The sequence below is a fragment of the Solirhodobacter sp. genome (assembly GCF_964715405.1).
In genome coordinates this window covers 16,935-42,054 of sequence record NZ_CBAICG010000025.1, presented here as the reverse complement: position 1 = coordinate 42,054, position 25,120 = coordinate 16,935, and the positions used below count along the sequence as shown (strand labels likewise).

General features: G+C 69.3%; 26 protein-coding genes and 1 pseudogene. 11 read left to right on the top strand and 16 right to left on the bottom strand.

Annotated features, from left to right (window positions below):
• Positions 1–5: 5 nt before the first annotated feature.
• The 4 genes from AC11WY_RS12375 to AC11WY_RS12360 are packed head-to-tail and all read right to left on the bottom strand — an operon-like array spanning position 6 to position 2,667.
• The gene (locus tag AC11WY_RS12375) at positions 6–665 is read right to left on the bottom strand and encodes a nitrate reductase (RefSeq protein WP_482925888.1); all 660 of its coding nucleotides are present in this window, start codon (positions 663–665) and stop codon (positions 6–8) included.
• Positions 662–1,756 (bottom strand): hydrogenase small subunit, encoded by a 1,095-nt coding sequence (locus tag AC11WY_RS12370; protein WP_482925886.1) that lies wholly within the window; start codon positions 1,754–1,756, stop codon positions 662–664. The genes AC11WY_RS12375 and AC11WY_RS12370 overlap by 4 nt, the downstream gene beginning before the upstream one ends.
• Positions 1,749–2,138 carry a hydrogenase expression/formation C-terminal domain-containing protein gene (locus AC11WY_RS12365; protein ID WP_482925884.1) on the bottom strand — a complete coding sequence of 130 codons (390 nt, stop codon included), beginning with the start codon at positions 2,136–2,138 and terminating at the stop codon, positions 1,749–1,751. The genes AC11WY_RS12370 and AC11WY_RS12365 overlap by 8 nt, the downstream gene beginning before the upstream one ends.
• Positions 2,131–2,667, bottom strand: a complete 537-nt coding sequence (locus AC11WY_RS12360; protein WP_482925882.1) for a hydrogenase maturation protease — start codon at positions 2,665–2,667, stop codon at positions 2,131–2,133. The genes AC11WY_RS12365 and AC11WY_RS12360 overlap by 8 nt, the downstream gene beginning before the upstream one ends.
• Positions 2,668–2,787: 120 nt before the next feature.
• Here AC11WY_RS12360 and AC11WY_RS12355 point away from each other — a divergent pair, with 120 nt between their 5' ends.
• The 3 genes from AC11WY_RS12355 to AC11WY_RS12345 are packed head-to-tail and all read left to right on the top strand — an operon-like array spanning position 2,788 to position 5,154.
• Complete coding sequence (locus AC11WY_RS12355; protein WP_482925880.1) at positions 2,788–3,030, top strand: HypC/HybG/HupF family hydrogenase formation chaperone; 243 nt, start codon at positions 2,788–2,790, stop codon at positions 3,028–3,030.
• Between the two features lie 55 nt (positions 3,031–3,085).
• The gene (locus AC11WY_RS12350; RefSeq protein WP_482925878.1) at positions 3,086–4,258 is read left to right on the top strand and encodes a lytic murein transglycosylase; all 1,173 of its coding nucleotides are present in this window, start codon (positions 3,086–3,088) and stop codon (positions 4,256–4,258) included.
• Positions 4,255–5,154 carry a glycosyltransferase family 2 protein gene (locus AC11WY_RS12345; RefSeq protein WP_482925876.1) on the top strand — a complete coding sequence of 300 codons (900 nt, stop codon included), beginning with the start codon at positions 4,255–4,257 and terminating at the stop codon, positions 5,152–5,154. Before AC11WY_RS12350 ends, AC11WY_RS12345 begins: the two co-directional genes overlap by 4 nt.
• A gap of 291 nt (positions 5,155–5,445) precedes the next feature.
• Here the strand turns inward: AC11WY_RS12345 and smc are convergent, their stop codons facing one another.
• A complete protein-coding gene (gene smc / locus AC11WY_RS12340) occupies positions 5,446–8,901 on the bottom strand; it encodes a chromosome segregation protein SMC (protein WP_482925874.1) in 3,456 nt (1,151 codons plus the stop codon).
• Between the two features lie 196 nt (positions 8,902–9,097).
• On the opposite strand from smc, the gene AC11WY_RS12335 reads away from it, so the two are divergent.
• Genes AC11WY_RS12335 through AC11WY_RS12320 form a run of 4 tightly spaced genes read left to right on the top strand, consistent with a single transcriptional unit; the run spans position 9,098 to position 11,039 of the window.
• Complete coding sequence (locus AC11WY_RS12335) at positions 9,098–9,508, top strand: GFA family protein (protein ID WP_482925872.1); 411 nt, start codon at positions 9,098–9,100, stop codon at positions 9,506–9,508.
• A complete protein-coding gene (locus tag AC11WY_RS12330; RefSeq protein WP_482925870.1) occupies positions 9,505–9,969 on the top strand; it encodes a GNAT family N-acetyltransferase in 465 nt (154 codons plus the stop codon). The genes AC11WY_RS12335 and AC11WY_RS12330 overlap by 4 nt, the downstream gene beginning before the upstream one ends.
• A 7-nt stretch (positions 9,970–9,976) precedes the next feature.
• A complete protein-coding gene (locus AC11WY_RS12325; RefSeq protein WP_482925868.1) occupies positions 9,977–10,330 on the top strand; it encodes a CidA/LrgA family protein in 354 nt (117 codons plus the stop codon).
• On the top strand, positions 10,323–11,039 hold the full coding sequence (locus AC11WY_RS12320; RefSeq protein WP_482925866.1) for an LrgB family protein: 717 nt from the start codon (positions 10,323–10,325) through the stop codon (positions 11,037–11,039). The genes AC11WY_RS12325 and AC11WY_RS12320 overlap by 8 nt, the downstream gene beginning before the upstream one ends.
• Positions 11,040–11,102: 63 nt before the next feature.
• Here the strand turns inward: AC11WY_RS12320 and AC11WY_RS12315 are convergent, their stop codons facing one another.
• The 3 genes from AC11WY_RS12315 to AC11WY_RS12305 are packed head-to-tail and all read right to left on the bottom strand — an operon-like array spanning position 11,103 to position 13,530.
• On the bottom strand, positions 11,103–11,753 hold the full coding sequence (locus AC11WY_RS12315) for an HAD family hydrolase (protein ID WP_482925864.1): 651 nt from the start codon (positions 11,751–11,753) through the stop codon (positions 11,103–11,105).
• Positions 11,750–12,325: a 16S rRNA (guanine(966)-N(2))-methyltransferase RsmD gene (gene rsmD, locus AC11WY_RS12310; RefSeq protein WP_482925862.1), complete on the bottom strand. Its 576-nt coding sequence runs from the start codon at positions 12,323–12,325 to the stop codon at positions 11,750–11,752. Before rsmD ends, AC11WY_RS12315 begins: the two co-directional genes overlap by 4 nt.
• Complete coding sequence (locus AC11WY_RS12305; RefSeq protein ID WP_482925860.1) at positions 12,322–13,530, bottom strand: NAD(P)/FAD-dependent oxidoreductase; 1,209 nt, start codon at positions 13,528–13,530, stop codon at positions 12,322–12,324. The genes rsmD and AC11WY_RS12305 overlap by 4 nt, the downstream gene beginning before the upstream one ends.
• 86 nt (positions 13,531–13,616) lie before the next feature.
• Here AC11WY_RS12305 and AC11WY_RS12300 point away from each other — a divergent pair, with 86 nt between their 5' ends.
• Positions 13,617–14,105: a redoxin family protein gene (locus AC11WY_RS12300; RefSeq protein WP_482925858.1), complete on the top strand. Its 489-nt coding sequence runs from the start codon at positions 13,617–13,619 to the stop codon at positions 14,103–14,105.
• Positions 14,106–14,195: 90 nt separating this feature from the next.
• On the opposite strand, the pseudogene AC11WY_RS12295 reads toward AC11WY_RS12300, so the two are convergent.
• From AC11WY_RS12295 to AC11WY_RS12265, 7 genes and pseudogenes are all read right to left on the bottom strand, one after another.
• Positions 14,196–14,489: pseudogene (locus AC11WY_RS12295) on the bottom strand (4a-hydroxytetrahydrobiopterin dehydratase); the annotation flags it as partial.
• 4 nt (positions 14,490–14,493) lie between these two features.
• Positions 14,494–15,108, bottom strand: a complete 615-nt coding sequence (locus tag AC11WY_RS12290; protein ID WP_482925856.1) for a glutathione S-transferase family protein — start codon at positions 15,106–15,108, stop codon at positions 14,494–14,496.
• 48 nt (positions 15,109–15,156) lie between these two features.
• Positions 15,157–16,332 carry a GNAT family N-acetyltransferase gene (locus tag AC11WY_RS12285; RefSeq protein ID WP_482925854.1) on the bottom strand — a complete coding sequence of 392 codons (1,176 nt, stop codon included), beginning with the start codon at positions 16,330–16,332 and terminating at the stop codon, positions 15,157–15,159.
• Between the two features lie 52 nt (positions 16,333–16,384).
• Complete coding sequence (locus tag AC11WY_RS12280) at positions 16,385–17,155, bottom strand: glycerophosphodiester phosphodiesterase family protein (RefSeq protein WP_482925920.1); 771 nt, start codon at positions 17,153–17,155, stop codon at positions 16,385–16,387.
• Positions 17,152–17,616, bottom strand: a complete 465-nt coding sequence (locus AC11WY_RS12275; RefSeq protein ID WP_482925852.1) for a RidA family protein — start codon at positions 17,614–17,616, stop codon at positions 17,152–17,154. Before AC11WY_RS12275 ends, AC11WY_RS12280 begins: the two co-directional genes overlap by 4 nt.
• Before the next feature lie 75 nt (positions 17,617–17,691).
• Positions 17,692–18,999, bottom strand: a complete 1,308-nt coding sequence (locus tag AC11WY_RS12270) for an HlyD family type I secretion periplasmic adaptor subunit (RefSeq protein WP_482925850.1) — start codon at positions 18,997–18,999, stop codon at positions 17,692–17,694.
• Entirely contained in the window at positions 18,996–20,720 is a 1,725-nt protein-coding gene (locus AC11WY_RS12265; RefSeq protein ID WP_482925848.1) for a type I secretion system permease/ATPase, read from the bottom strand. Before AC11WY_RS12265 ends, AC11WY_RS12270 begins: the two co-directional genes overlap by 4 nt.
• Positions 20,721–20,881: 161 nt before the next feature.
• Between AC11WY_RS12265 and AC11WY_RS12260 the strand changes: the two genes are divergently transcribed.
• Both AC11WY_RS12260 and AC11WY_RS12255 read left to right on the top strand, forming a co-directional pair.
• Positions 20,882–21,646, top strand: coding sequence for an MlaA family lipoprotein (locus AC11WY_RS12260; RefSeq protein WP_482925846.1), 765 nt, complete (start codon positions 20,882–20,884; stop codon positions 21,644–21,646).
• Complete coding sequence (locus tag AC11WY_RS12255) at positions 21,636–22,241, top strand: MlaC/ttg2D family ABC transporter substrate-binding protein (protein WP_482925844.1); 606 nt, start codon at positions 21,636–21,638, stop codon at positions 22,239–22,241. Before AC11WY_RS12260 ends, AC11WY_RS12255 begins: the two co-directional genes overlap by 11 nt.
• Positions 22,242–22,294: 53 nt before the next feature.
• Here the strand turns inward: AC11WY_RS12255 and AC11WY_RS12250 are convergent, their stop codons facing one another.
• Entirely contained in the window at positions 22,295–24,475 is a 2,181-nt protein-coding gene (locus AC11WY_RS12250; protein ID WP_482925842.1) for a transglycosylase domain-containing protein, read from the bottom strand.
• Between the two features lie 281 nt (positions 24,476–24,756).
• Between AC11WY_RS12250 and AC11WY_RS12245 the strand changes: the two genes are divergently transcribed.
• Complete coding sequence (locus AC11WY_RS12245; protein WP_482925840.1) at positions 24,757–25,095, top strand: P-II family nitrogen regulator; 339 nt, start codon at positions 24,757–24,759, stop codon at positions 25,093–25,095.
• Positions 25,096–25,120: the final 25 nt, after the last annotated feature.

The window sequence follows — 25,120 nt, the reverse complement described above, 5'->3', positions numbered from 1 at the left end:
TCCGATCAGATTTTCACGCCGCGGCGGCTGTAGGAAATGCCGGTCTCGGCACGGGTCAGGAACACGAGGAACGCGTGCATCAGCTTGCCGAACGGGAACCAGATCAGCAGCGCGGCCACGGTCAAGATGTGGATTGCCAGCAGCGTTTCATACCGCGCGCCAAGGTGGCTGACGGCCAGGAGCCCCGTCAGCACCGGCAACGTGGTGATTAGCCAGGTAAAGTAGTCGTTCATGGTCGAGATCAGCTTCATCACCGGGCTGGTGACCCGACGCACCAGCGCCGCGATCAGCGACCCCAGCGTGATGACGGCGGCGATGGAAATGACGCTGGTCGGCAGGCCCGGCCAACTGACGCCAAGGAGGCTGCGCAGGAACAGGATGTGCTGCGCAAAGCCGAAGACGATGATCGCAAGGCCGATGTGGAACACATAGCCGTTGATGATTGCGAACCGCGAGGTCAGCCCGAGGCCCTTCGGCACCCACATATGGCGAATGAACCCGCTGACCGCCGCGCTGAAATCCGATGGCGTGCCCGCCCGCTTGACGCTGCGATCCTTCGCCCAGGGCAGCCCCATCAGCGAGATCAGCCGCCACATCACGCCAAAGCAGAACACCGCCATCGCCACCTCGATGGCCGGGCCGCGGGCAAAATCGAGCAGGCTCATGGCGTCTTCTCCTGTGCTTTGGCCGCTGCCGCGGATTGTGCCGCCAGTGCCTCCGCCCGCCGCTTGCGCGCCAGCGCGACGCTGGCCGCCCCGGCGACGACACCCGCCACCGCCGCCCCGCCGATGATCGTCGGATTGCCCATGACCGAGGCGGAAAGCGGCTTGTAGAACCCGCCGCGATCCCAGAAGTCGGGTTCGGAGCAGCCAAGGCAGCCGTGGCCGGACTGGATCGGGAAGCTGACGCCGCCGTTCCATTTCAGCGTTGCACAAGCGTTGTAGGTCACCGGGCCCTTGCAGCCGACCTCGTAAAGGCACCAGCCGTTGCGGGCGCCTTCATCGTCGAAGGATTTGGCGAACAGGCCCTTGTCGTAGAACGGGCGGCGGTAGCAGCGGTCGTGGATCGTGTCGCCGAAGAACGCCTTGGGCCGGTTCAGATGGTCAAGGTCCGGCAGCTTGCCGAAGGTGATGATGTAGGCCACGGTGCCCGCGATCGCCTCGGGGATCGGCGGGCAACCGGGGATGTTGATCACCGGCTTGTCGGTGACGATCTCGGACACCGGGACCGCGCCGGTCGGGTTCGGTTTCGCCATCGGGATGCCGCCAAACGCCGCGCAGGTGCCGACCGACAGCACCGCCGCCGCATCGGCCGCAACCTCCTTCAGCGTGGCAAGGTTGGTCTTGCCCGCATTGGTCGAATAGATGCCACCCTCGGCGGTCGAGACCGAGCCATCGACCACCAGCACATACTTGCCCTTGTTGGCGTCGCGCGCGGCCTGCATCGCCGCTTCCGCCGCCTCGCCCGACACCGCCATCAGGGTTTCATGGTAATCCAGCGAGATCAGGTCGAAGATCATGTCTTCGAGCGTCGGATTGAACGACCGCGTCAGCGACTCGCTGCAGCCGGTGCATTCCTGAAACGACAGCCAGATCACCGACTGGCGCGGCGCCTTGGCCAGCGCATCCGCCATCGCGCGTGACGCCATCGGCGGCAGCGCAAGGACCGAGGCAAGGTAGCCGGTGTATTTCAACAGCGACCGGCGTGAGATGCCGCGCGCAAGAAGCGCCTCGCCGATGGTGCCGGGGTCAGACATGCGCCGTCTCCTCTGTCAGTTCCGCTGCAAGCACCGCCGCGCCCGCGCGAATGTCGTCTGGATGCGCGGCGAGGATGTCGGGGATCGGGGTGATCTCGATGGTTTCCGCCGCCACGCGCCCGTCGCCGCCGAAGTGGCGCACCCACCAGACGCCGGGGTGGCGCGTCTCCCAGACCTCGCTCTGCCCGCTGGCGTCGAAGGTCGCGGCGACTTCGCCACGCCCCAAAGCCGCCTCCAGATCGGCGCGGTCGCCGGTGGTCAGCGGCAGGCTGCGCAGGTCGATCGCATCGCAGGCGCCGGTATCGGCCAGCGCGGTTAGGGCGCGCGACACTTCGCGCAACAGGCTTTGCGCCATGCCGGTGCCGGGGCTGTCATCATGCATCGGCCCAGTCCTCCAGCAGCGTCAGGATCGCCTCTACCGCGGCGGGGATGGTCGCGGCCACGGCCGACGTGGGGGCCAGACCCCAGGTCGTCACATCGGGCTGAACGGCGACCAACGCGCGGCGGGCGGGCAGGATGCCCGACAGGTCGGCGGCCTGCATCAGGTCGGCCAGAGCCACCTCATGTGCGAACCGTTTGTTGCCGGTCAGTTGCCGGTCCATCGCCGCGCCGGTGAACACCGCCAGCGTGCCCGGGGGCGCGTGCAGTTCCATCGCATCGACGGCGATCAGGATGGCGTCGGGGTCGATCTCGGCCAGCAGCGACAGGCCGATGGTGCCGCCGTCCAGCACCCGGATGCCCGGCGGCAACCAGCCCGCATCGCACAGCGCCGCAACGGCCTGCGCGACATGGACACCGATACCGTCATCGGTCAGCAGGGAATTGCCGATGCCCAACACCACGGCCCGCCCGGCGGCGCGTCGTGGCGGCGCATCCGGATGAAGAGTGACAGAACCGGAAACAAGGGTCATTGTAATCTCCTCGGCTGCGGCAACCGTCGCCCCCGAGGCGGGTTCAGTCTTTGATCTGCATCAACGCATGACGGTTTCGGCATCAATTAGCTTTGCCGGACCACCAGGAGGGACGTGCACATGTGTCTTGCCGTGCCGATGCAGGTGACCGCCATCGACGGCTTCACCGCCCGCTGCGCCGCGCGCGGACAAGAGCGGACGGCGAGCCTTTTCCTGATGCAGCACGCGGCGATCGCGGTGGGCGACCATGTTCTGGTGCAGTCCGGCCATGTCACGCAGAAGGTGTCGCCCGAGGAGGCGGCCGAGACCTGGGCGCTTTACGACGAAATCTTCCGCATCGAGGCCGCGCAGGGCGCCGCCTGAGGCTTGCCTGATCCGCCCGCATGGTTAAGGTTACCCGGCATTGCGAGGGTATGACATGCGTTTGCCGATTTTAGCGACTTTGGCCGCGCTGGCGGCCGCCCCAGTGGCTGCGGCCCCCTGTGGCGGCAGCTTTCCCGCCTTCCTGGACGCGATGACGGCCGAGGCCGTCGCGGCGGGCCACCCGAAAGCGGCGGTCGATGCCTTCTTCGCCGGGGCGCAGGAAGACCCCAAGGTGCTGCGCGCCGACCGCGGGCAGGGCTTCTTCAAGAAGACCTTCATCGACTTTTCGCACAATCTGATCAGCAAGGCCCGGCTGGATCGCGGCGCGATCAACGCCAAACGCTACGCTGCCGTATTCCAGCGCGCGCAGCACGATTACGGCGTGCCCGCAGGCATGTTGCTGTCGTTCTGGGCGTTCGAGACGGATTACGGCGCGGTGCAGGGCGACTTCAACACCCGCAACGCGCTGGTGACGCTGGCGCACGACTGTCGGCGGCCCGACATTTTCCAGCCGCAGGTGATGGCGGCGCTGACGCTGTACGAACAGGGCGAGTTCGATCCCGACACCACCACTGGCGCCTGGGCGGGTGAGATCGGCATGGTGCAGATGCTGCCCAAGGACATCCTGGAACGCGGGGTGGATGGCGACGGCGACGGCAAGGTCACGCTGAAAACCTCGGCGCCCGATGCGATCCTGTCGGCGGCGCACATGCTGTCGATGTTTGGCTGGAAACCGGATCAGCCCTGGCTGGTGGAAATCCGGGTGCCCGACGGGCTCGACTGGTCGAAGACCGGGCTCGACAAGACGCAGACGGTTTCGCAATGGGCGGCGCAGGGGGTGAAGGCGCGCACGGGGGCCCTGCCCTCGGCGGCACTCGACGCCTCGGTCCTGCTGCCGCAGGGGCGCAACGGCCCGGCGTTCCTCGTGTTCGACAACTACAAGGTGCTGTTTCAGTGGAACAAAAGCTTTGTCTACGTCACCACCGCCGCCTATTTCGCGACCCGGCTGGAAGGCGCGCCGGAGTATGATCCGGGCAACCCCGACCCGGTGCTGTCCGACGACGCGATGACGGCCTTGCAGCAAAAGCTCGTTGCGCGCGGGCATGACGTCGGCAAGGTCGATGGCATCCTCGGCTCGGCCACCCGCGCCGCGGTGCAGGCGGAACAGGTGCGCCTTGGCCTGCCCGCCGACGGCTGGCCCACGCAGGCGCTGCTGGACGGGCTGTGACCGACCCGGCCTGGGGCATCGTCACCACCGTGAAGGCGCCGGTCGATCAGGTGCTGGCCTTCGTGGCGCATCACCTGACGCTGGGCCCCGCGCAGATCTGGGTGCATTTCGACGACCCCGACTCGCCGGGGCCGCAGGCGCTGGCGGGCCTTGAGCGGGTCACGGCGGTGCGCTGCGATGCCGCCTACTGGAAGGCGCTGCGCGGCAACCGCCCCAAGGCGCACCAGTTCCGCCAGTCGCTGAACCTGCGCCGCATCTATGCCGAAACGACGCTCGACTGGCTTTTGCACATCGACGTGGACGAGTTTCTGGTGCCCGACCGCCCGCTCGCCCCGATCCTGTCCGACCTCGACCGCGCGATGATCCGGGTGGAGCCGTGGGACGCGCTGCACGACCCCGGCGCGCCCGACGACATCTTTTCCGGCCGCTACTTCCGCCGCGCGCTGCGCAAGGGCGACGACCCGGCGGACCTTGCCGCGCTGCACGGCCCCTATGCGGGCCTCTTGCCCAAGGGGATGCTGGGCCACAACGCGGGCAAGTGCTTCTTCCGCACCGGCATCGAGGAGTTCGAGCCCGCGATCCACTCCGCCCGCTTCATGGGCCGCCAACAGCACGGCGGGGCCTTTGCCGAGGGGCTGGCGCTGCTGCACTTCCACGCAGAAAACCCCGAACGCTGGCTGGAGCGCCTGCCCTACCGCATCGAACACGGCGCCTACCGCGCCGCGCCGCCGCTGCAAGCCTTCCTCGCCGAAGCCGCGCCGGAGGTGCTGAGCGACTTCTACCTGCGCACGCAGGTGGCGACGCCCGCGGCGCTGACGGGGCTGCGGGCGCTCGGGCTGCTGCGGGAGGAACGGCTTGGGTTGCGGGCGAAGGTGGCGGGGTTGGGGCGGGGATGACGTGGGGCGGGGCGATCCCCGCCATCTCGGCGCGGCGGGGTGAACCCCGCCCTACGCTGGCTGTCTGCGTGGCTTGTCCTGTCGGCCCATCCGAAACAGAGGGCAGCGCCCGACCGCGGGGGGCGCTGCGCCTTGGGTGGTCTGCACTTCATGGTGCGGCCTCCCCCGACCTTGTGCCCCGCACCATCATTGCGAAAGCGCCCGCCCGAGGGGCGGTCGGGCGCTGCCCGGCGGGCTTCGCCCTTGATTCCGGGCAAGGGGCGCGAACGTCGGCTTCAACGCTGAAGCCCCTCACGCCACCAACTGCTCCGCCTTCTTCAAATCCACCGACACCAACTGGCTCACCCCCTGTTCCTGCATCGTCACGCCGTAAAGACGGTCCATCCGGCCCATCGTGACGGCGTGGTGGGTGATGACGAGGAAGCGGGTGTCGGTCTGGCGCGTCATCTCGTCCATCAGGTCGCAAAAGCGGGTGACATTGGCGTCGTCGAGCGGGGCGTCGACCTCATCCAGCACGCAGATCGGCGCGGGGTTGGCGAGGAAGACGGCGAAGATCAGCGCCATCGCGGTGAGCGTCTGCTCGCCGCCCGACAGCAGCGACAGGGTGGACAGTTTCTTGCCCGGCGGCTGGCACATGATCTCCAGCCCGGCCTCCAGCGGGTCGTCGGATTCCACCAGCACCAGCCGCGCCTCGCCGCCGCCGAAGAGGTGGGTGAAAAGCATCGCAAAGTTGGTGTTGACCTGCTCGAAGGCGGTCAGCAGGCGTTCGCGGCCCTCGCGGTTCAGCCCGGCGATGCCCGCGCGCAGCTTCTTCACCGCCTCGGCCAGATCGGCCTTTTCGCGGGCCAGGGTGTCGTGTTCGTCCTGCACGGCGCGGGCGTCCTCCTCGGCGCGCAGGTTGACGGCGCCCAGCGCCTCGCGCTGCCGTTTCAGGCGGTTCACGTCGGCCTCCAGCGCCTCCAAGGGCGGGATGCGGTCGGGTGCGACGCCGATCTGCGCCAGCAGCGTCTCGGGGTCGGTCTCGGCCTCGTCGCGTATGCGGTCGGCGGCGGCGGCTTCGGTCTGGCGCGCGGCCTCGGCGCGGGCTTCCGACCGGGCGCGGGCCTCGCGCGCCTCGCCGGCGTGACGCTCGGCCTCGCGCTCGGCGTCCTGTGCCCCGCGCAGCGCGGTTTCCGCCTCGGCCAGCGCATCGGCAGCCTTGGCGCGCCGCGCTTCGGCGGTGGCGATGGCGTCCGACAGTTCCTCGCGCTTGATCGCGATTTCCTCGGGCGCGGCGCTGGCCTCCTCCAGTTCATCGGCGCTTTCCGCGCGGCGTTCGGCCAGTTCGGCGATCCGCCGCTCGGCCGTATCCAGCCGTTGCCGCCAGCCCGCGACCTCGCGCCCGATGTCTTGTCGGCGGCGCACCCGCGCCTCGCCCTCGCGCCGCGTTTCATCGTGCGAGGAACGGCGGGTCAGCATCGTCAGCCGCGCGGCCTCGACCGTGGTGCGCACCTGCTCCACCGCCGCGCGCGCTTGGGCAAGGTCAGCCAGACCGGCCATCGCCGCCTCGGCCTCGCGCAACCGGGCGCGGGCGGCCAGCGCCTCGTCCTCGTGCCGGGCGACGGCGAGGCGGGCGGATTCGAGCTTGCCCCCGGTGATCGACCGATCGGCCTCGGCGCGCGACAACGCGCGGCCCGCCTCGGTCACGCGGGCGTCGGCGCTTCGGCGGGCGTCGCGCGCGGCCTGATCGGCACGGGCGAGGTCGGCGAGGCGGCGGTGCAGCACCTCGTGCGCCTGCCGCGCCCCCTCGGCCCGCGCCGCGACCTCCTCCAGATCGCGTTTCAGCGCCACAAGGCGGTTCAACTGCTGCAGCCGCGCCGCCGCCGCCGAGGGCGCATCCTCGGCCGCCGCACGGAAGCCGTCCCAGCGCCACAGGTCGCCCTCGATGCTCACCAGCCGCTGGCCGGGGCGCAACGCCGGTTGCAGCCGGGCACCATGCGCGCGCGCGACCAGCCCGATCTGCGACAGCCGCCGGGCCAGCAGGTCGGGCGCGCCGACCTGTGCCGCCAGCGGTGCGGCGCCGTCCGGCAAGGGCTGCGCCGCGTCGTAGTCGGGCAAGCCCGCCCAACCCGACCGCAGCGCCCCCGTGATCACCGGGGCGCGCAGGTCATCGGCCAACGCGGCGCCGAGCGCCTTTTCATAGCCGGGCGCCACCGTCAGGCGGTCGAGCAACTGATCCCCGGCGTGGCTTTCGCGATCCACCAGCCGGGCGAGGGCCGCCACCTCGGCGCGCAGCGCGTTCGCTTCGCCCTCGGCCTCGGACCGTTGGGCGCGGGCCTCGGCCTCGCGGTCCTGTTCGGTGGCGCGGGCGGTTTCGGTGTCTTCCAGCACCGCCTCGGCCTCTTGCGCCAGGGCCACCGCCTTGCCCTGCGCCTCTTCGGCGGCGGCGAAATCCCCGGCCGCGCGCGCCAGCGCCGCCTCGGCCCCCGCCACGGCGTCGCGCGCCTTCGCGGCCTCGGCCTCGCCGCGCGCAACGGTGGTGGCCGCATCCGCCAGCATCCGCTGCGCCGACTGATGCCGGGCGGACAGCCGCGCGACATCCTCGGTGATCTCGGCCAGCGCGGATTCCCGGTCTTGCAACACCGCCGCCGCCTCGCGCGCGGCCTCTGCCGCCGCCGTCAGCCGATCCTCGTGGCCCTCGTGTGCGCGGGCGATCTGCGCCTCTTCCCACTCCAGCCGCTGAATGGTTTCGCCCGCGTCGCGGTTCAGGCCCGTCTCGCGCTCCATGTCGCGGCCAAGCTGGGCGATGCGCGCCTTCAGCGCGTCGATGGCCTGCACGGCGCGGGCCTCCTGCTCGGCCAACTGGTCGCGCTGCACGGTCAGGCGCTGCACGATGGCGCCCGCGATCGCCTCTTCCTCGCGCCGGGGCGGCAAGGCATCCTCGCGCGCCGCCCGCGCCTTGGCGGCCTGCCGCGCCGCAACCTCGGCCTGCGCGGCGGTCTTCGTGCGTTCCGTCAACTCACCCTCGGACGCCAGCCGAGCCAGATCGGCCTCGGCCCAGCGGCGGAACAGCAGCATCCCCTCGGCCCGGCGCAGTTCCTCGCCGATCTCGCGATAGCGCGCCGCCTGCCGGGCCTGCCGCGCCAGCGTCGCCAGGTGCTGCGCCATCTGCTCCAGCAGGTCATCGACCCGGCCAAGGTTGGTCTCGGTCGCCTGCAACCGCAGTTCCGCCTCGTGGCGCCGCTGGTAAAGGCCCGAGATGCCCGCCGCTTCCTCAAGGATCATCCGGCGGTTCTTCGGCTTGGCGTTGATCAGTTCCGCGATCTGCCCCTGCCGCACCAGCGCGGGCGAATGCGCCCCGGTCGAGGCGTCGGCGAACAGCATCTGCACGTCGCGGGCGCGAATATCCCGGGTGTTGGCCTTGTAGGCGGACCCCGCGTCGCGGGTGATCCGCCGCACGATCTCCAACTGGTCCTGATCGTTGAAGCCCGAGGGCGCCAGCCGTTCCGAGTTGTCGATGATCAGCGCGACCTCGGCGAAGTTGCGGGCCGGGCGGGTCGCGGCGCCCGCGAAGATCACATCGTCCATCCCGCCGCCGCGCATCGCGGTGGGCCGGTTTTCCCCCATCACCCAGCGCAGCGCCTCCAGCAGGTTCGACTTTCCGCAGCCATTCGGGCCGACAACGCCGGTCAGCCCGTCCGCGATCACCAGATCGGTCGGGTCGACGAAGCTTTTGAAGCCATTCAGACGCAGGCGGGTGAACCGCACGGGGGGCCCTTTCGCATGATTCCCGTTTGAACTGCCATCGTCCGGTCCGGGCCGCCGCGAGTCAACCATGAACCCCATCACCTGCGCATGGGCTGGGGATTATCCACAAGATGTTGGAACAGTTCCGCCCATCGCGGCGCTTGACGCCAGCGCCGGACCGCCGCCAAATGACAGCGCAGCCGCCGTGGAGGTGCCGATGTCCAGTGATCCGATGCCGCCTGACGCCGCCTTGGGCGGTGGCCGTTGCCTGTGCGGCGCGGTGCGGTATCAGACCGACGCGGCACCGCTGTGGCAGGCGCATTGCCATTGCGAAAGCTGCCGCCGCAACTGCTCGGCGCCCTTCACCAGCTACTTCGGCATGGCGACGGGCCATTGGCGCTGGACCGGGGCTACGCCTGCCACCTATGCCTCGTCGCCCGGCGTGGAGCGGTCATTCTGCCCGCGCTGCGGCACGCCGATGGCCTTCCGATCTGACGCCTTCCCCGGCGAGATGCACTTCTACGCCGCCTCGCTGGACGATCCCACGCGCTACCGCCCCACGGTGCATGTGCATTGGGATGAACACCTGCCCTGGGTCCATCTGAACGACGGATTGCGGCGCAAATGACACCGGTCCGCGCCAGCGGGGCCTACGACTGGGCCGCCGTGCTGCGGCTGATCCGGGCGGCGTTCGCCGACATGGACGGGCGGATCGACCCGCCCTCGTCGATGCACGCGTTGACCGCGCTCGCGATTGCGGCGCAGGCCGAGGCGGGCGAGGTCTGGGTGATCGAGGCTGCGGGTGTCCCGGTGGCCTGCCTGTTCCTGACGGTGAAGCCGGCGAGCCTGTATCTGGGCAAGCTGGCGGTGGCCGAAGCCTGGCGCGGCCGGGGGCTGGCGCGGCGGCTGGTCGAGACGGCCGAGGCACGGGCGCGGGCGATCGGTCTGCCTGCGTTGGAGTTGCAGACACGGGTGGAACTGACCGAAAACCATGCCGCCTTCCGCGCGATGGGGTTCACGCAGACCGCCGCCACGGCGCATGACGGCTATGACCGCCCGACCTCGCTGACCTTCCGCAAACCGCTGTGAGGTGCCGATGATCCCCGCCCTGAGGCTGATCCTGGGTTTCCAACTGGCGGGCGAAGTCTTGTCCCGCGCGTTGCACCTGCCGCTGCCGGGGCCGGTGCTTGGCATGGCAGGGTTGCTGGTCGCGCTGGCAGTATGGCCGCGCATCGCCATCTTGGTGCGGCCGGTGGCGCAGGGTCTGCTTGGCAACCTGTCGCTGCTCTTTGTGCCGGCCGGGGTGGGGGTGGTCGGCCACCTTGACCTGCTGGCGACCGAAGGCGTGCCGCTGTTGGCCGCGCTGATCGTTTCAACCGTGCTGGCGATCGCGGTAGGGGCGCTGACCTTTCGGGCGGTGGCGCGGCTGACGGGGGATGGCGATGACTGACTTCACCGAGATCTGGAGCTACCTGAGCCAGGGGCCGCTCTTGTGGCTAACAGCGACGCTGGTCGCCTACGGCATCGGCGACACCCTCAGCCGTGTGTCGGGGCGCAAGCCTTACGTGAACCCGGTGCTGATCGCGGTGGCGATCCTCGCCGTGCTGCTGGGCGTGACGCATACGGATTATGCGACCTACTTCGCCGGGGCGCAGTTCGTGCATTTCCTGCTGGGCCCGGCCACGGTGGCGCTGGCGGTGCCGCTGCACGCCAACCTGCGCCACGTCCGCCGCGCCTGGCTGCCGATCCTGGCCGGGCTGCTGGCCGGGTCGCTGACCGCGATGGTGTCGGCGCTCGCCGTCGCGAAGGCGCTGGGGATCACGGGCGCGGTGCTGATCTCGCTGGCGCCGAAATCGGCCACCGCGCCGGTTGCGCTGGGCATTTCCGATGCGCTCGGCGGTTCGCCCACGCTGACGGCGGTGCTGGTGATCCTGACCGGCATCATCGGCGCGGTGGTGGCGACGCCGCTTCTGAACCTGCTGCGGGTGAAGGACTGGCGCGCCCGCGGCTTTGCGGTGGGGGTCGCCGCGCATGGCATCGGCACGGCGCGGGCGTTTCAGGTGCATGAAACGGCGGGCGCCTTCGCGGGACTGGGCATGGGGATGAACGCGGTGCTGACGGCGCTGCTGGCGCCGGTGGTGGTGCGGTTCTTCCTGTAGGCGGGATCGTTTCGGCTGGCCTGCGCTTGCGGCGAGGATATCTTCGCCAGTAAGAACTGGGGGTCAGAGGCCCAGAAGCGCGGGCAGATCGGCCATGCGGTGAAAGACCGTAGCCCCCGCATCGGCCAGCGCGGCGCCGTCGCCCCGCGCGGCAAAGCCGAAGCACGCCATGTTGGCGGCGCGGGCGGCGCGGCAGCCGGTGGGGCTGTCCTCGACCACGGCGCAGCGGTCGGCGGCGGCGCCGAGTGCGGCGGCGGCGTGCAGGTAAAGGTCGGGTGCGGGCTTCGGCATACCAAGGGTCTGGCCCGAGAAAAGCCGCCCGTGCAGGCGCGCCAGCACGTCCGGATGCTGGCCCAGCGTCACCTGCATCTTGCGGTCCGAGCCGTTGGAGCCGACGGCGTAGGGAATGGCTGCCCGGTCCAGCGCGTCGAGCACGGCCGTGACGCCGTGAACCAGCGGCGTGCCCGCGGCCAGCCTCGCATAGAGATGCTCATAGAAGTCGGCGACCCAGCCGTCGGGCAGCGTGGCGCCGAGGGCGCGGGCGCGGGCGAACACGTCGAACATCGTGCCGCCGAGGAAATCGCGTTCCAGCCGGTCATGCGTCAGCGTCAGCCCGTGCCGCGCCAGATCGTCGGCGAGCAGATCGAAGGCGATGGGCTCGCTGTCGACCAGCACCCCGTCGCAGTCAAGGATGACGGCGGCGAAGCGGGTCATGCCGGGGCCTCGCCGGGGGCGCGGAGCAGGGTCACCAGCGTATCGCCATAGCGGCGCTGGTCGAGCATCCGGAACCCCTCGGGCGGCACCGGGGCCGCGCTGTCCTCCCACACGATCAGCGCGCCGGGTGCAAGCCAGCCGCCCGCGAGGCAGGCGGCGAGCGCCTGTTCGCCCAGTCCCTTGCCGTAGGGCGGGTCGAGGAACACCAGCCCGAAGGGCGCGCCGCGGTTGTCGCCGATCCGGGTGGCGTCGCGGCGGTAAAGGTCGGTCGCAGCGACGGTTCGTGTCAGCTCGATGTTGCGCCGGATCAGCGCGCGCGCGGCCGCGCCGTCATCGACAAAGGTGGCGTGGGCGGCGCCGCGCGACAACGCCTCCAGCCCGAGCGCGCCGGTGCCCGCGAAAAGGTCCAGCACACGGGCGCCGCTGATCGGGTTGCCGTAGCCGCCGTTGATCAGCAGGTTGAAGATCGACTCGCGCACCCGGTCGGTGGTGGGGCGCAGATGCGCGCCTGCATCGCCCTTGCCGACCTCGGCCAGATGCAGGCCGCGATGGATGCCGCCGATGATCCTCACCCCTTCAGCAGCGCCTTGAGGTTGATCGATGGGTCGGCAATGACACCCGGATCGGGCGAGCGGCCCATCTCGATCAGCCGCTTGCCGATCATGTAGGCGCGCGGGTCGTTCATCGCGTCCACCGCCAGCAGCCGGTCGCCGCCGTAGTACCAGAACGACACCGCCTCAGGGCCGTCGATGCGCGTCACGACGCGGTCATAGCCGGTGTTCAGCCCGGCGATCTGCAGCTTCACCTCATACTGGTCGGACCAGAACCACGGCTGCGCGGCGTAGTCTTTGCCCGCGCCCAGCATGTTTTCGGCCACCACTTCGGCCTGATCAATCGCGTTGCCGACGCTTTCCAGCCGCAGCCGCCCGCCCTTCCAGGGGAACGAGGCGCAATCGCCGGCGGCGAAGGTCGCCGGGTCCGAGGTGCGCCCCTGCGCATCGGTCGCGATGCCGTTGTCGAGCACCAGCCCCGCCGCCTGCGCCAGGCCGGTATTGGGCGCGATGCCGACGCCGACAATGACGAAATCCACCGCCAGTTCGCGGCCATCCGTCAGCCGGGCGCCGGTCACGCGATCCTCGCCGATCAGCCGGTCCAGCCCGACGCCTTCGAGGATGTTCACGCCGTGCGCGGTGTGGGCCTTGCGGAAATAGTCCGAGGTTTCCGGTGCCGCGACCCGTTGCAGGATGCGCGGCGCCATCTCGACCAGCATCACGTCCAGTTCCAGCTTGGCGGCCACCGATGCCGCCTCCAGCCCGATGTAGCCGCCGCCGATGATCAGCAGCCGCCGCCCGGCGCGAAACTCGGGCGCCATCGCGTCGACATCGGCGAGGGTGCGCACGGTGTAGACGCCGGGCAGCGCGCCACCGATGGCGGCCGGCAGGCGGCGGGGGCTGGAGCCCGTGGTCAGCGCCAACTGGTCATAGGGGATCGCGTCGCCGCCGACCGTCACCGTTTTCGCCGCGCGATCAATGGCACTCACCGGCTGGCCGAGGCGCAATGTGATCTTGTGTTCGGTGTAAAAGCTGTCGGCGCGCAGGAACAGCCGGTCCAGCGTCATCTCCTTCAGCAGGTATTGCTTGGACAACGGCGGGCGCTGATAGGGCGGCACCGGCTCTTCACCGATCAGCGTCAGGTCGCCCGCGTAGCCCAGCGCGCGCAGCTTCGCCACCAGCGCCGCCCCAGCCTGACCCGCCCCGATCACCACGATTCCCGCCATGCCGCGCCCTCCGAAATCCCTGGTCCGATGCCGCCGGGAGGCTATATGCCTTGCCACTGGAAACGCAACGCACGAGGAACGACCCGATGACGATTTCTGTAGGCGACCGCCTTCCCGAAGCCACGCTGGTCCGCATGGGGGCGAACGGGCCCGAAGAGGTGGCGCTGTCGAGCCTGACCGAGGGCCGCAAGGTGGTGATCTTCGCGCTGCCCGGCGCCTATACCGGCACCTGCACGACCGCGCATGTGCCCAGCTTCATCCGCACCAAGGCCGGGTTCGACGCCAAGGGCGTGGACGAGGTCATCTGCCTGTCGGTCAACGATCCCTTCGTGATGGCCGCCTGGGGGCAATCCACGGGCGCCACCGCCGCAGGCATCACGATGGTTGGCGATGCGACGGCGGCCTTTACCAAGGCGGTCGGGATGGACTTCTCGGCCCCGTCGCGCGGGCTCATCGACCGGTCCAAACGTTACGCAATGTATGTTGTCGATGGCGTGGTGGAGGTGCTTCATATCGAGGTCGGCACCGGCACCTGCGACCTGTCGGGTGGTGAGTCCATGCTGGCGACGATATGAACGAACGTCCGGTTACTTCGCCGCCTTCGCGCGGACCTGGCACAGGCATTCGATCGGCTGTGTCAGGTCGCGCTGCACCTCTGTATCGGGTCCGGCGAGCTTGTCCATCCGTTTGGCGAGCTTGACGTCAAGCTCGCTCAGCCCGCCACAGTCGTGCGTGGTCAGCGTCACATCCACCACGTTGTAGACATTCGACCATTCCGGGTGGTGGTTCAGCTTCTCGGCCACCAGCGCGACTGAAGACATGAACCCCCAGGCCTCGACAAAGCCGCGGAACTTCCACACCTTGCGGATCGCGTCGCGGCCAGCGACGGCGGCCCAGCCGGTCTCGCCCAGGGCGGGCAGGGCGGCGGCGCGGGCATCGGCAGTCATCAGATCGGCCATCGGTTCATCCTTTCGCGGGCATCAGGGCTTCGTCGAGCGCGTTCGCCCGGACGCGGGCGGGGCGGTCCTTGATGCGGCCCCAGTAGGCGGCGAAGGCGGGGCGCGGCTCGATCGAGCCGAACATCAGGCCCCAGCCGATCTGCGAACCGACATAGACATCGGCGGCGGAAAACCGCGGCCCGGCGATGAAATCGGTCGCTGAAACGGCAACCTCCAGCGTATCCATCACGCGGGCGAAGCTGCCGTAGCCGACCATGCCCTCGCGTTCCTGGGGCACGCCGAAGCCAAGGGCCTTGTTCGTCACCGCCTGCTCCACCGGACCGGCGGCGAAGAACAGCCAGCGCCAGTAGGCGGCGCGATCTTCGCCCTGCAGTCCGGCCTCGGGGAAGGTCTCGGCGAGATAGGCGCAGATGGCGGCGCCTTCGGTCACGACATGGCCGCGATGGCGGATCGCCGGAACCTTGCCCATCGGGTTCACCGCCAGATAGTCGGGCGTCTTCATCGGCGGGCCGAACTCCAGCGGGATCGCCTCATAGGGCTGGCCAACCTCTTCCAGCATCCAGCGTGCGATGCGTCCGCGCGACTGCGGATTGGTCCAGAAGGTGATCGTGTCGGTCATGCGCGCCTCCCTGCTATGCCGCGATTCTATGCCACCGGGGCGCTTGCGTCACTCCGGCCGTTCGCCCCGGCGAAAGGGGCCATAGGCGGTCAGCACCTCGATTTCCTGATCGACGGCGTTCCGCTCGGCCTCAAGATAGCGGGCGACGGCGGCGCGAAAGCCCGCGTCGGCGATCCAGTGCAACGAATGGACCGCCGTCGGCAGATAGCCGCGCGCCAGCTTGTGTTCGCCCTGCGCCCCGGCCTCGACCCGCGCCATCCGGTGCGCGATGGCGTAATCGATGGCCTGATGGTAGCACAGTTCGAAGTGCAGGCAGGGGTGATCCTCGGTGCTGCCCCAGTAGCGGCCGTAAAGCGTGTCGCGGCCGATGAAGTTCAGCGCCCCCGCCACCCAGCGCCCGCCCCGTTCGGCCAGCACCAGCAGGATGTCGTTGCGCATCGTCGCCTGCATCTCGTCGAAGAACGCGCGCGTCAGGTAGGGCGTGCCCCATTTGCGCGCGCCGGTATCCTGATAGAAACGCCAGAACGCATCCCAGTGTTCGGGCTTCAGGTCGTCGCCGGTCAGCGCATGGATGGTGCCGCCGAAACCCTGTGCGGTGGCGCGTTCCTTGCGGATCGCCTTGCGCTTGCGCGAGGAGAGGCTGTCAAGGAATCCGTCAAAACTGGCATAGCCCGCATTGATCCAGTGGAATTGCTGCGTGACGCGGTGCATCAGCCCCATCGCGGCGCCCGCTTCGGCCTCGTCCCCGGTGCAGAAGGTGATGTGCAGCGACGACATCCGGTGATCGGCCGCCAGTTGCAGCGCGCCCTGCACCAGCGCCGCGCGGCCCGTTTCCTCCTGCCCCGGCCGGGTCAGGAACCGGCGCCCGGTCGCGGGGGTGAAGGGCACGGCGATCTGCAGCTTGGGGTAATAGCGCCCGCCCGCATTCTCGTAGGCCTGGGCCCAGTTGAAATCGAAGATGTATTCGCCCTGGCTGTGGCTTTTCGCATAAAGCGGCGCCACCGCGATCACCGCGCCGCCTTGCCGCGCCACCAGATGGCGCGGCGTCCAGCCCGTTCCGGACCCGACCGAACGCGAGCGTTCCAGCGCCGACAGGAAGCGGTGCGTGGTGAACGGATCGACCGGGCGCCCGGTAGCCGCCTCGGGGCAGGCGCAGGCGTCCCAGTCGCGGGCGTCGATCTCCGACAGACGGGGATGAACGGTGATCTCGATCGTCTCGGTCATCGGCAGGGTCTCGCGCGGCCACAGGTTTCAGGTGGGCCGCAGAGCGGAACGGTCAAGAGGGGATCACGGCAGCATAGCGCTCGAAGGTGATGTTGTCGGCGATGCGGCGGGCTGCGGCCTCGGCGGCGGGGCTGCGGATCGTCCAGCACAGGATTGCCGCGCCCTGCTCCTTTAGCTCCGCCACCCGCGGGTCGCCAAGGTCGGCGGCCTCATGGCTGATGAAACTGGCGTCGACAGGATCGTAATCCGGCATGGCGCGCAGCCGCACGCGCTCTGCCTCGGCGATGTCGGGCCAGTCCTGCGCCGGGTAGGAACAGGTCGTCAGCCCGCGCGGAATCCCGGGCGCCAGCCGCGCCATCGCCGCGACCGAATGCGGGTTGAACGACATTACCGCGACCGGGCCGCTGTAATCGGACAGAAGCGCCGCCACGGACGCCTCCAGCGGCCCGACGTTCGGCCCGTTCGCGCCATCCTGGTCCTTGATCTCGACCAGCAGCGGCACCCGCCCACCGATCAGCGCGAGCACCTCGGCCAGGGTCGGGATGCCATCCGGGCCGCCCTTCAGGTGCAGCGCCTGAAGCGCGGCGGCCGTGCGGGCCCGGATCGGGCCCGCGGCACCGGTCAGCCGGTCTAGCGCATCGTCATGAAACACCATCGGCACCCCGTCAGACGAGGGCTGGATGTCGATCTCGATCCCGTATCCGGCGGCAACGGCGGCAGCCACTGCCGCGCGGGAATTCTCGATCCGGCCCGCGGCGCGGTCGTGGTAGCCGCGATGCGCGATCGGCGTGGTCAGGAAGACATGCGGCAAAGCGGGCATCAGCGGACCTCGAATATCCCTTCGATTTCAACCGCGACGCCCAGCGGCAGCGATGCGGCCGACACCGCCGAACGTGCGTGCCGCCCGGCATCGCCGAGCACTGCCACGAGAAAGTCGGAGGCGCCGTTGATCACCTTGGGCTGGTCGGTGAAATCGGCGGTGGAGTTGACAAAGCCGGTCAGCTTCACCGCCCGCACCAGCCGTGTGAAATCGCCGCCGCAGGCTGCGCGCACCTGCGCGAGCAGGCTGATCGCGCAGCGCTGCGCCGCCGCCGCGCCGGCCGCCACATCCAGCTCGGCGCCGAGCTTGCCCTTGATCAGCCCGTCCGGCCCCTGGCTGATCTGGCCGGACACATGCACCAGATTGCCCACCTTGACCCAGGGCACATAGTTGGCGGCCGGGGCCGGGGCCTCCGGCAGCGTGACACCCAGCGCGGCAAGGCGCGCCTCGATCTCTCCGCTCATGGTTTTCTCCGCATCGGTTTCGGCGTCGGTTACGGGCGCAGGCTACCCGCCCCGACGGACGACGGAAACCCCCGATCAGCTCTCGCGCAGAGCATGATCGAAGTAGGCGCGAAGCGGAGCAAGCAGGTAGGCAAGCGGCGTGCGCGCGCCGGTGACGATGAACGCCTCGACGGGCATTCCCGGCAACAGCGGGCCGGGCAGCGCCGCACCAGGGGCCGCCCCGGACTGCGGCGGCACGTCGAGCGCGATGCGCACGCGGTAAAAGCTGCGCCCGGTGCGGTCGTCGCGGAAGGCATCCGGCGAGACGGTTGCAACGCGGCCGGTCAGTTCTGCCGCGAGCCGGTCGTGAAAGGCGAGCACCCGCAGCCGCACGGCCTGCCCTACGGCGACATCGTCGATATTCACCGGCGGCACCTCGGCCGTGACGATCAGCGGGCGGTCCTGCGGCACGATCGACAGGATCGTGTCGCCCGGCTTGACGACAGCCCCCGGCGTGGTCACCGAGAGGCCCCAGACGATGCCGCCGACAGGGGCGCGCAGCGTCAGCCGGGCGATCCGCGCCGCCAGCGCATCGGCCTGTCCGGTCAGATCGAGTTCCTGCGGAACGAGGTCGCGCAACTCGGTCAGCGCCGTCTCGCGCCGGGTCCGGACGATCTGCAGCGCCGCGATCTGCGTCTCGGTAATCCGGCTCTCGGCCTGGGCGCGCTGAGAGTCGAGTGCGGCGCGGCTCCCCTCCAACTCGGCGGTCTGGCGCTGGAGGGTCAGCATCCGTTCGACCGGGGCAAGGCCGCGGCCCGCCAGATCGCTTTGCGTGGCAAGGTCCCGGGCAACCAGCGCGAGCTGGCGGTCAAGCGCCGCGCGTTGCGCCACCAGCCCGACGATTTCCTGGCCGATCTGGTCGGCCTGGCGGGCCAACTGGTCGCGCTGGCTGGCGTCGCTGTCGGCGCGCGCGGCGAACAGGCGGCGCTGGTCATCCACCAGCGCGGCGATCTCGGGGCGGCCGGCGGCGGCGATAAGGTCCGCGGCGAACGGGGGGACGGCCAACCCGTCGCGCTCGGCCGCAAGGCGGGCGTGGCGCGCGGCCAGCGCGGCCAGCGCCATGCGCAGCCGCGCGAGGCTGGCCACCAGGTCGGCTCCGTTCAGGTCTGCCAGCGGCTGGCCCGCCGCGACCCGGTCGCCCTCGTGCACCAGGACGGTATCGACAATGCCGCCGTCGAGGGATTGCACGACCTGTCGGTTGCCGTCGACCTCGACCTGTCCCGACGCAGTGACCGCCCCGGACAGCATCACGGTCGCGCTCCACCCGCCGCCGCCAAACAGCAGCGCCGCCAGCGCCAGCCACCCGGCCGTGAGCGGGCCGCGGATCGCGAAATCGGGCGTCACGCGGTGCCTCCCGGGCCGCGCTCGCCAACCTGGTCGGTGCCGGTCCGCAGCATCGCACGCAGCACCGTGTCGCGCGGGCCGAAGGCGCGGGCATGGCCGGCATCAAGCACCAGCACAAGGTCGCAGGCCTGCAGCGCCGTCGGGTGATGCGTCATCAGGACGATCGCGCCGCCCGCCGCCTTGACCTGCCGGACCGTCGCGTTCAGCGCCTGCGCACCCTCGGTGTCAAGGTTCGCATTGGGTTCGTCCAGCACCAGCACGAGCGGGCCGCCGTAAAGCGCGCGGGCCAGACCGATCCGCTGCACCTGCCCGCCCGACAGCCCGGCCCCGCCCGGCCCCACTGGCGTGTTGTAACCCTGCGGCAGCGACAGGATCATCCTGTGGGCATCGGCGCGCGATGCGGCCGCGACCACCCCGCGCGGATCGGGGATGGGCGCCAGCCGGGCGATGTTGTCGGCCACCGTCCCGGCAAAAAGAGCGACCCGTTGCGGCAGGTATCCGATCAACTCGCCCAGCATATCGGGCGAAAACTGTGCCAGCGCGGCACCGTCGAGGCGGATATCGCCCACCGCCGGGGGCCAGTGCCCGGTCAGGGCACGGGCGAGGGTGGACTTGCCCGATCCGGACGGGCCGATGACGCCCAGCGCCTGGCCCGGTTCGAGGTGAAACGAAACCATGCGCAGCGCCGCCCGCGTGGCACCGGGCGGAATCACGGTCAGGTGGCGCACCTCAAGCTGCGCGCGCGGCCGGGGCAGCGCGCTTTGCGGCGACTCGGGCGGCACCTGGTCAAGCAGGTCCGACAGGCGGCGCCAGCCCTGACGGGCGCGCTGCACCATGCCCCAGTGGGCGATCGCAAGCTCGACCGGCTGCAATGCCCGGCCCAGAAGGACAGAGCCCGCGATCATCGCGCCCCCGGACATCTCCCCGCGCAGCACGACCAGCGCCCCCATCCCGAGCATGGCCGATTGCAGGATCAGCCGCACCGTCCGCGACAGCACCAGAATGCCCCCGCCACGGTCGGCAAGGGCGATCTGCCCGACCAGCGCGGTGTCACGGGCGGTTTGCCAGCGGTCGAAGGCATTGCCGCGCATCCCGAGGCCCTGCACGGTTTCCGCCTCTTGCTTGATCTGGTCGGACAGTTGCTCGGCCGCCAGCGCGGCGGCGGTCGTTGTGGCGGCCAGCCGTCCGGTCATGACCTGGTTCAGGCCCGCCAGTGCCACCAGAAGCGCGCCACCCCCCAGCGCGAGCCAGCCGAGCCAGGGGTGGAACAGGAAGATCGCGCCCGCGAAAAGCGGCGTCCACGGCAGGTCGAACAGCGCGAGCGGGGCGGGCGAGGACAGGAACCGCTGCACCGCCTCCAGGTCGCGTTGCGCGGCCCAGGCGGCAGGGTCGCCCGGCACAGCCGTTCCCCGCGACAGCGCGGCGGCAAAGACCCGCCGATCCAGCCGGTGCAGCCAGCGCGCGCCAAGCCGCGCCATGAGCCGGGCGCGGGCGTGGTCGAGCACCCCCATCGCGGCATACAACACCACCAGAAGCCCGGTCAGGGCGGCCAGCGTCGGTTCCGACCGGCTGACCAGCACGCGGTCGTAGACCTGAAGCATGTAGAGCGGCCCGGTCATCAGCAGCAGGTTCTGCGCGATGCCGAACACCACGGTCGCAGGAAGGATGACGCGTGCCTCGGGGTGCATCGACAGCGGATTTCCCCTGTTTGCGTTGGGCATGTGTTGCAAAACGGCTCCTCTCGCGGCGAAGGCCTCCACGCGGATGTGATCGGGCGAGGCGGCGCGCCGCTTCGCGGTTGTCATGACCGGCCCGGCGGCCTATGTGATGAAACGGCGTGTCGGGCGCCGCACCCCCCTAGCTGAAATCTCGGACACCTTGCATGACGAACGCTAAATTTCCGTTTCCAGCCTTCGGTCCACGCGTCGTCCGATCCTCGGCGATCCTTGCTGTGGCGGCCTTGGCCGGGTGTGCTGCGCCGAAGGGGCCGGGTGTCATCAACGATCCCTACGAGGCGCAGAACCGCGAGAACCACCAGGTCAACATCGCGCTCGATTCGCATCTGATCCGGCCGGCGTCGCAGGCCTACGGCAAGGTGTTGCCGCCACCGGTCCGCAGTGCGGTGACCAATTTGGGCGGGAACCTGAGCCTGCCGGGTTACGTGATGAACGACCTCTTGCAGGCCAAGGTCGGCGATGCGGCCCAGAACACGCTGCGCTTTGCCTTCAACACGGTGTTCGGCGTCGGCGGCCTCTTCGACCCGGCCGGTGCGCTGGGGCTTCACGCCAAGAAGAACGACTTCGGCGCGACGCTGGCCACCTGGGGCGTGCGTGAGGGCGCCTATCTCGAGGTCATTGCTCTGGGACCGACGACCGAGCGCGATCTGGCCGGGACGGTTGTCGATACGATCGTCGACCCCGTGAACGCGATCCTGCCGAAGGCGGTGCGCGGCTACCCGACGGTGATCGAATTCGGCGCGGCACTGAACACGCGCTACAAATACAAGGACACGCTGGATTCGATCCTGCACGGCAGTGCCGACGGCTATGCGCAGGAACGCCTGATCTACTTGGAAAAGCGGCACTATGATCTGGGCGAACCCGCCCCGGCCGCAACCGACCCCTACGAGGATCCCTATGCGAACTGATCTGACCCGTCGCACATTCTTGGCCGTCGCCCTGTCGGGCACCGCGCTTGTCGCCCTGCCCGGCCCTGCCGCCGCGCTCGACATCTCCACCGCCCGTTCGCTGATCGACAGCCTCGTGGTCGAGGTGAACCGGATCATCAACTCGGGCGAGACCGAACAGCAGATGTTCGTCGATTTCGAGAAAGTCTTCGTCAAGTATTCCGACGTGCCGATCATCGCGCGCAGCGCGCTCGGGGTTGCCGCACGCTCGGCCAGCGCGCCCCAGATGTCGGCCTTCACCCAGGCGTTCCAGGGCTACATCTCGCGCAAGTATGGCCGCCGGTTCCGCGAATTCATCGGCGGCCAGATCACGGTGGTCGACGCGCATCCGTTGAACGAGAACTTCGAGGTCGTCTCGGTCGCCAAGCTGCGCGGTCAGGCGCCGTTCGATCTGCGCTGGTGGGTGTCGAGCAAGAGCGGGCGCGACCTGTTCTACAACATCATCATCGAAGGCGTGAACATGCTCGCGACCGAGCGCACCGAGATCGGGGCGATGCTCGATCAGCAGAATGGCGACATCAACGCCCTGGTCACACAACTGAAGGTGTCCGGCTGATCCAGCGGTCCGGCTGCGGCCGGGCGGCCTCGGTCGAGTCTGCGGGCTGCCGTTCAGTTGTTGCCGGTCAGGGTGTTCAGGACGCCCATGATGATCCGGTCGGCCAGTGTGCCTGAATCCGGCTGCGGCGAGGCGCCAACCTGTTCGGCGGGGGTGCCGGGGGTCGGGACATCGGGCACGATCATCGGCAACGGCTTCGGCGGAACACCCTTGTTGATGTTGACCATTGTCGCGCGCCAGATATCGGCCGGCAGGCCACCGCCGGTGGTGCCGGTCAGCGGCGAGTTGTCGTCGTTGCCCAGCCAGACGCCCACCACGTAATCGGCGGTGAAGCCGATGAACCAGGCGTCGCGGGCCTCTTGCGTGGTGCCGGTCTTCCCCGCCGCCTGACGGTCGGGCAGTTTGGCGCGCACGCCGGTGCCGCTTTCGATCACCTGGGTCATCATGTAGATCAGCTCGGCATCCGCCTTTGGCGAGATCACCCGTTCGCCGATGCCGCCGCCCTGGCCGACCAGCGGCTGCTTGTCGCCCTTCAGTCGCAACTCGATCAACCCGTAGGGTTTCACCGACGAGCCGCCATTGAGGATGCCGGCATAGGCCCCCGTCATGTCCAGCAGCGTCACCTCGGATACGCCGAGCGCCAGCGCGGGCCCGGCCGCCAGATCGCTCTGGATTCCGAAATCGGCCGCGACCTTGCGCACGTTGGCGCGGCCAACCTGTTCCGAGATCTTCACCGCCGGGATGTTCAGCGACAGTTTCAGCGCCGTGGTCAGCGTCACCGTGCCTTTGTAATCGCGCTCGTAGTCCTTCGGCGACCAGGGGCCGGAGCCCTTGACGTTGATCGTCAGCGGCGCGTCTTCCACGGTGTCGTTCGGGCTCATCCCCATGTCCAGTGCCGCGGCATAAACGAAGGGCTTGAACGCCGACCCCGTTTGCCGCAGCGCCTGCGTCGCGCGGTTGAAGGCGCCCGACACCTGGCTGGTGCGCCCGCCCACCATGCCGCGCACCGCGCCATCGGGCGACATCACCACGATCGCGGCCTGCACGTTCGAGCCGTCCTTCAGCTTGTTTTCGAACACGTCCTTCATCGCGCTCTCGGCCCCCGCCTGGATGCGGGGGTCGAGCGTGGTCTTGATGATCACGTCCTCGGTGGTGTCCGAGGTCAGGAAGCTGGCGCCGCTGTCCATCACCCAGTCGGCAAAGTAGCCGCCCGCCTGCTGGGCGGCGGCCTTCGACAGCATGGCGGGATTGGTGTGGGCGTCCTGCGCCTGCGCCAGCGTGATGTAGCTCTGCTCGGCCATCAGGTCGATGATGACGTTGGCGCGATCCTGCGCGCGGGCCAGGTTGTTGGTCGGCGCATAATACGACGGCGCCTTGAGCAGACCCGCCAGCATCGCGCCCTCGGCTGGCGTCACGTCGCTGGCGTGCTTGTCGAAATAGCGTTCGGCCGCAGCCTCGAACCCGCGCGTGCCGGCCCCAAGATAGGCCCGGTTCAGGTAGATCGTCAGGATCTCGTTCTTGGAGTATTTCGCCTCCATCGCCAGCGCGTAGGGCACTTCCTTCAGCTTGCGCCAGACGGTGGAACGGCGGCAGTCGCCTTCGTAGTCAGCCTCGGATTGCCAGACCTTCTGGTCGTAGGGGATGCCGAGGCACAGCAGCTTGGCGACCTGCTGGGTGATGGTGGAGCCGCCATTGCCATCGAACGGGCGGCGGCCCGCGCGAAGGTTGATCAGCATGGCGCCCAGGATGCCGCGCGGGCTGACGCCGAAGTGGTGGTAGAAGCGCCGGTCTTCGGTGGCCACGATCGCATTGCGCAGGTTGGGCGACACGGTCTCGGCGGTCACGGTGCCGCCGAAGGTCTCGCCCCGCCAGGCGAAGGGCGCGCCGTTGTCGTCGAAAAGCGTGACAGACCCGCGCGTGCGCGCGTCCAGCAGATCCTTGGCCGCGGGCAGGGTCGAGTAATAGTAAAGCGTGGCCATCCCGAGCACAAAGGCCAGCATCAGCGTCACGCGCCAGCCGATGCCCCAGACGAACTGCACGGCGCGCCGCAGCAGCCTGCCAAAGAACCGCGTAACCATGTTGCCGCCGCGCGCTGCGCGCCGGGCCGTCTGACGCTTTCGCCCGCCGCCCGCCGACTTGCCGCCGCCCGACTTCGCGCCGCCGCTCTTGGCGCCCTGCGCCGGATAGCGCCGATCCGCCTTCAGGGGCGGCTGTCTCCGCCCGGTCCCGCTCATGCCCGTATTGCCCGCTGTCTGCTTTGCCCGCCTCTGCGGGATGCCTCTTTTGCGGCGAGAATACCGAAGGCCCGAGCAAATGTGGAGCAGGAAGCGCGCGTGATTCGGTTTTGAAGTTGCACAAAAATTAGCCTCATTGTCCAATATGTGCAAAAAATGTGCATTCTTGCCGGTCGCGCCCCTCTTCCGCCCGCCCGTTTCCTTGTGCTGCACCTGCGAACACCGCTTTCTGCCGCTGTGGGCGCCGCAACGGGCCACCTGCCAACCGGAAGGGTAACGACGTGAAACTCATTATTGCAGCAATCAAGCCGTTCAAGCTTGAGGAGGTCCGCGAAGCTCTGACCTCCATCGGCGTGCGCGGCATGATGGTGACCGAGGTGAAAGGGTTCGGCTCGCAGTCGGGCCACACCGAAATCTATCGCGGTGCCGAATATGCCGTGAACTTCGTCCCCAAGGTGAAGCTTGAGATCGTGGTCAGCGACGGGCTCGCCGATCAGGTCGTCGAGACGATCCGCAAGACCGCCAAGACTGACAAGATCGGCGACGGCAAGATCTTCGTGCTCGACGTGGACCAGGCGGTCCGGGTCCGGACGGGCGAAACCAACGACGACGCGCTCTGACGCGGCCGAGCAAGGGAAAGAGATA

Coding starts and splice junctions, on each gene's coding strand:
- AC11WY_RS12285 (WP_482925854.1), bottom strand. CDS start 16,332: ATGACCGAGACGATCGAGATCACCGTTCATCCCCGTCTGTCGGAGATC.
- AC11WY_RS12300 (WP_482925858.1), top strand. CDS start 13,617: ATGACGATTTCTGTAGGCGACCGCCTTCCCGAAGCCACGCTGGTCCGC.
- AC11WY_RS12365 (WP_482925884.1), bottom strand. CDS start 2,138: ATGCATGATGACAGCCCCGGCACCGGCATGGCGCAAAGCCTGTTGCGC.
- AC11WY_RS12320 (WP_482925866.1), top strand. CDS start 10,323: ATGACTGACTTCACCGAGATCTGGAGCTACCTGAGCCAGGGGCCGCTC.
- AC11WY_RS12265 (WP_482925848.1), bottom strand. CDS start 20,720: ATGCCCAACGCAAACAGGGGAAATCCGCTGTCGATGCACCCCGAGGCA.
- AC11WY_RS12255 (WP_482925844.1), top strand. CDS start 21,636: ATGCGAACTGATCTGACCCGTCGCACATTCTTGGCCGTCGCCCTGTCG.
- AC11WY_RS12260 (WP_482925846.1), top strand. CDS start 20,882: ATGACGAACGCTAAATTTCCGTTTCCAGCCTTCGGTCCACGCGTCGTC.
- AC11WY_RS12290 (WP_482925856.1), bottom strand. CDS start 15,108: ATGACCGACACGATCACCTTCTGGACCAATCCGCAGTCGCGCGGACGC.
- AC11WY_RS12370 (WP_482925886.1), bottom strand. CDS start 1,756: ATGTCTGACCCCGGCACCATCGGCGAGGCGCTTCTTGCGCGCGGCATC.
- AC11WY_RS12350 (WP_482925878.1), top strand. CDS start 3,086: ATGCGTTTGCCGATTTTAGCGACTTTGGCCGCGCTGGCGGCCGCCCCA.
- AC11WY_RS12330 (WP_482925870.1), top strand. CDS start 9,505: ATGACACCGGTCCGCGCCAGCGGGGCCTACGACTGGGCCGCCGTGCTG.
- AC11WY_RS12355 (WP_482925880.1), top strand. CDS start 2,788: ATGTGTCTTGCCGTGCCGATGCAGGTGACCGCCATCGACGGCTTCACC.
- AC11WY_RS12250 (WP_482925842.1), bottom strand. CDS start 24,475: ATGAGCGGGACCGGGCGGAGACAGCCGCCCCTGAAGGCGGATCGGCGC.
- AC11WY_RS12375 (WP_482925888.1), bottom strand. CDS start 665: ATGAGCCTGCTCGATTTTGCCCGCGGCCCGGCCATCGAGGTGGCGATG.
- AC11WY_RS12315 (WP_482925864.1), bottom strand. CDS start 11,753: ATGACCCGCTTCGCCGCCGTCATCCTTGACTGCGACGGGGTGCTGGTC.
- AC11WY_RS12325 (WP_482925868.1), top strand. CDS start 9,977: ATGATCCCCGCCCTGAGGCTGATCCTGGGTTTCCAACTGGCGGGCGAA.
- AC11WY_RS12360 (WP_482925882.1), bottom strand. CDS start 2,667: ATGACCCTTGTTTCCGGTTCTGTCACTCTTCATCCGGATGCGCCGCCA.
- AC11WY_RS12335 (WP_482925872.1), top strand. CDS start 9,098: ATGTCCAGTGATCCGATGCCGCCTGACGCCGCCTTGGGCGGTGGCCGT.
- AC11WY_RS12305 (WP_482925860.1), bottom strand. CDS start 13,530: ATGGCGGGAATCGTGGTGATCGGGGCGGGTCAGGCTGGGGCGGCGCTG.
- AC11WY_RS12275 (WP_482925852.1), bottom strand. CDS start 17,616: ATGAGCGGAGAGATCGAGGCGCGCCTTGCCGCGCTGGGTGTCACGCTG.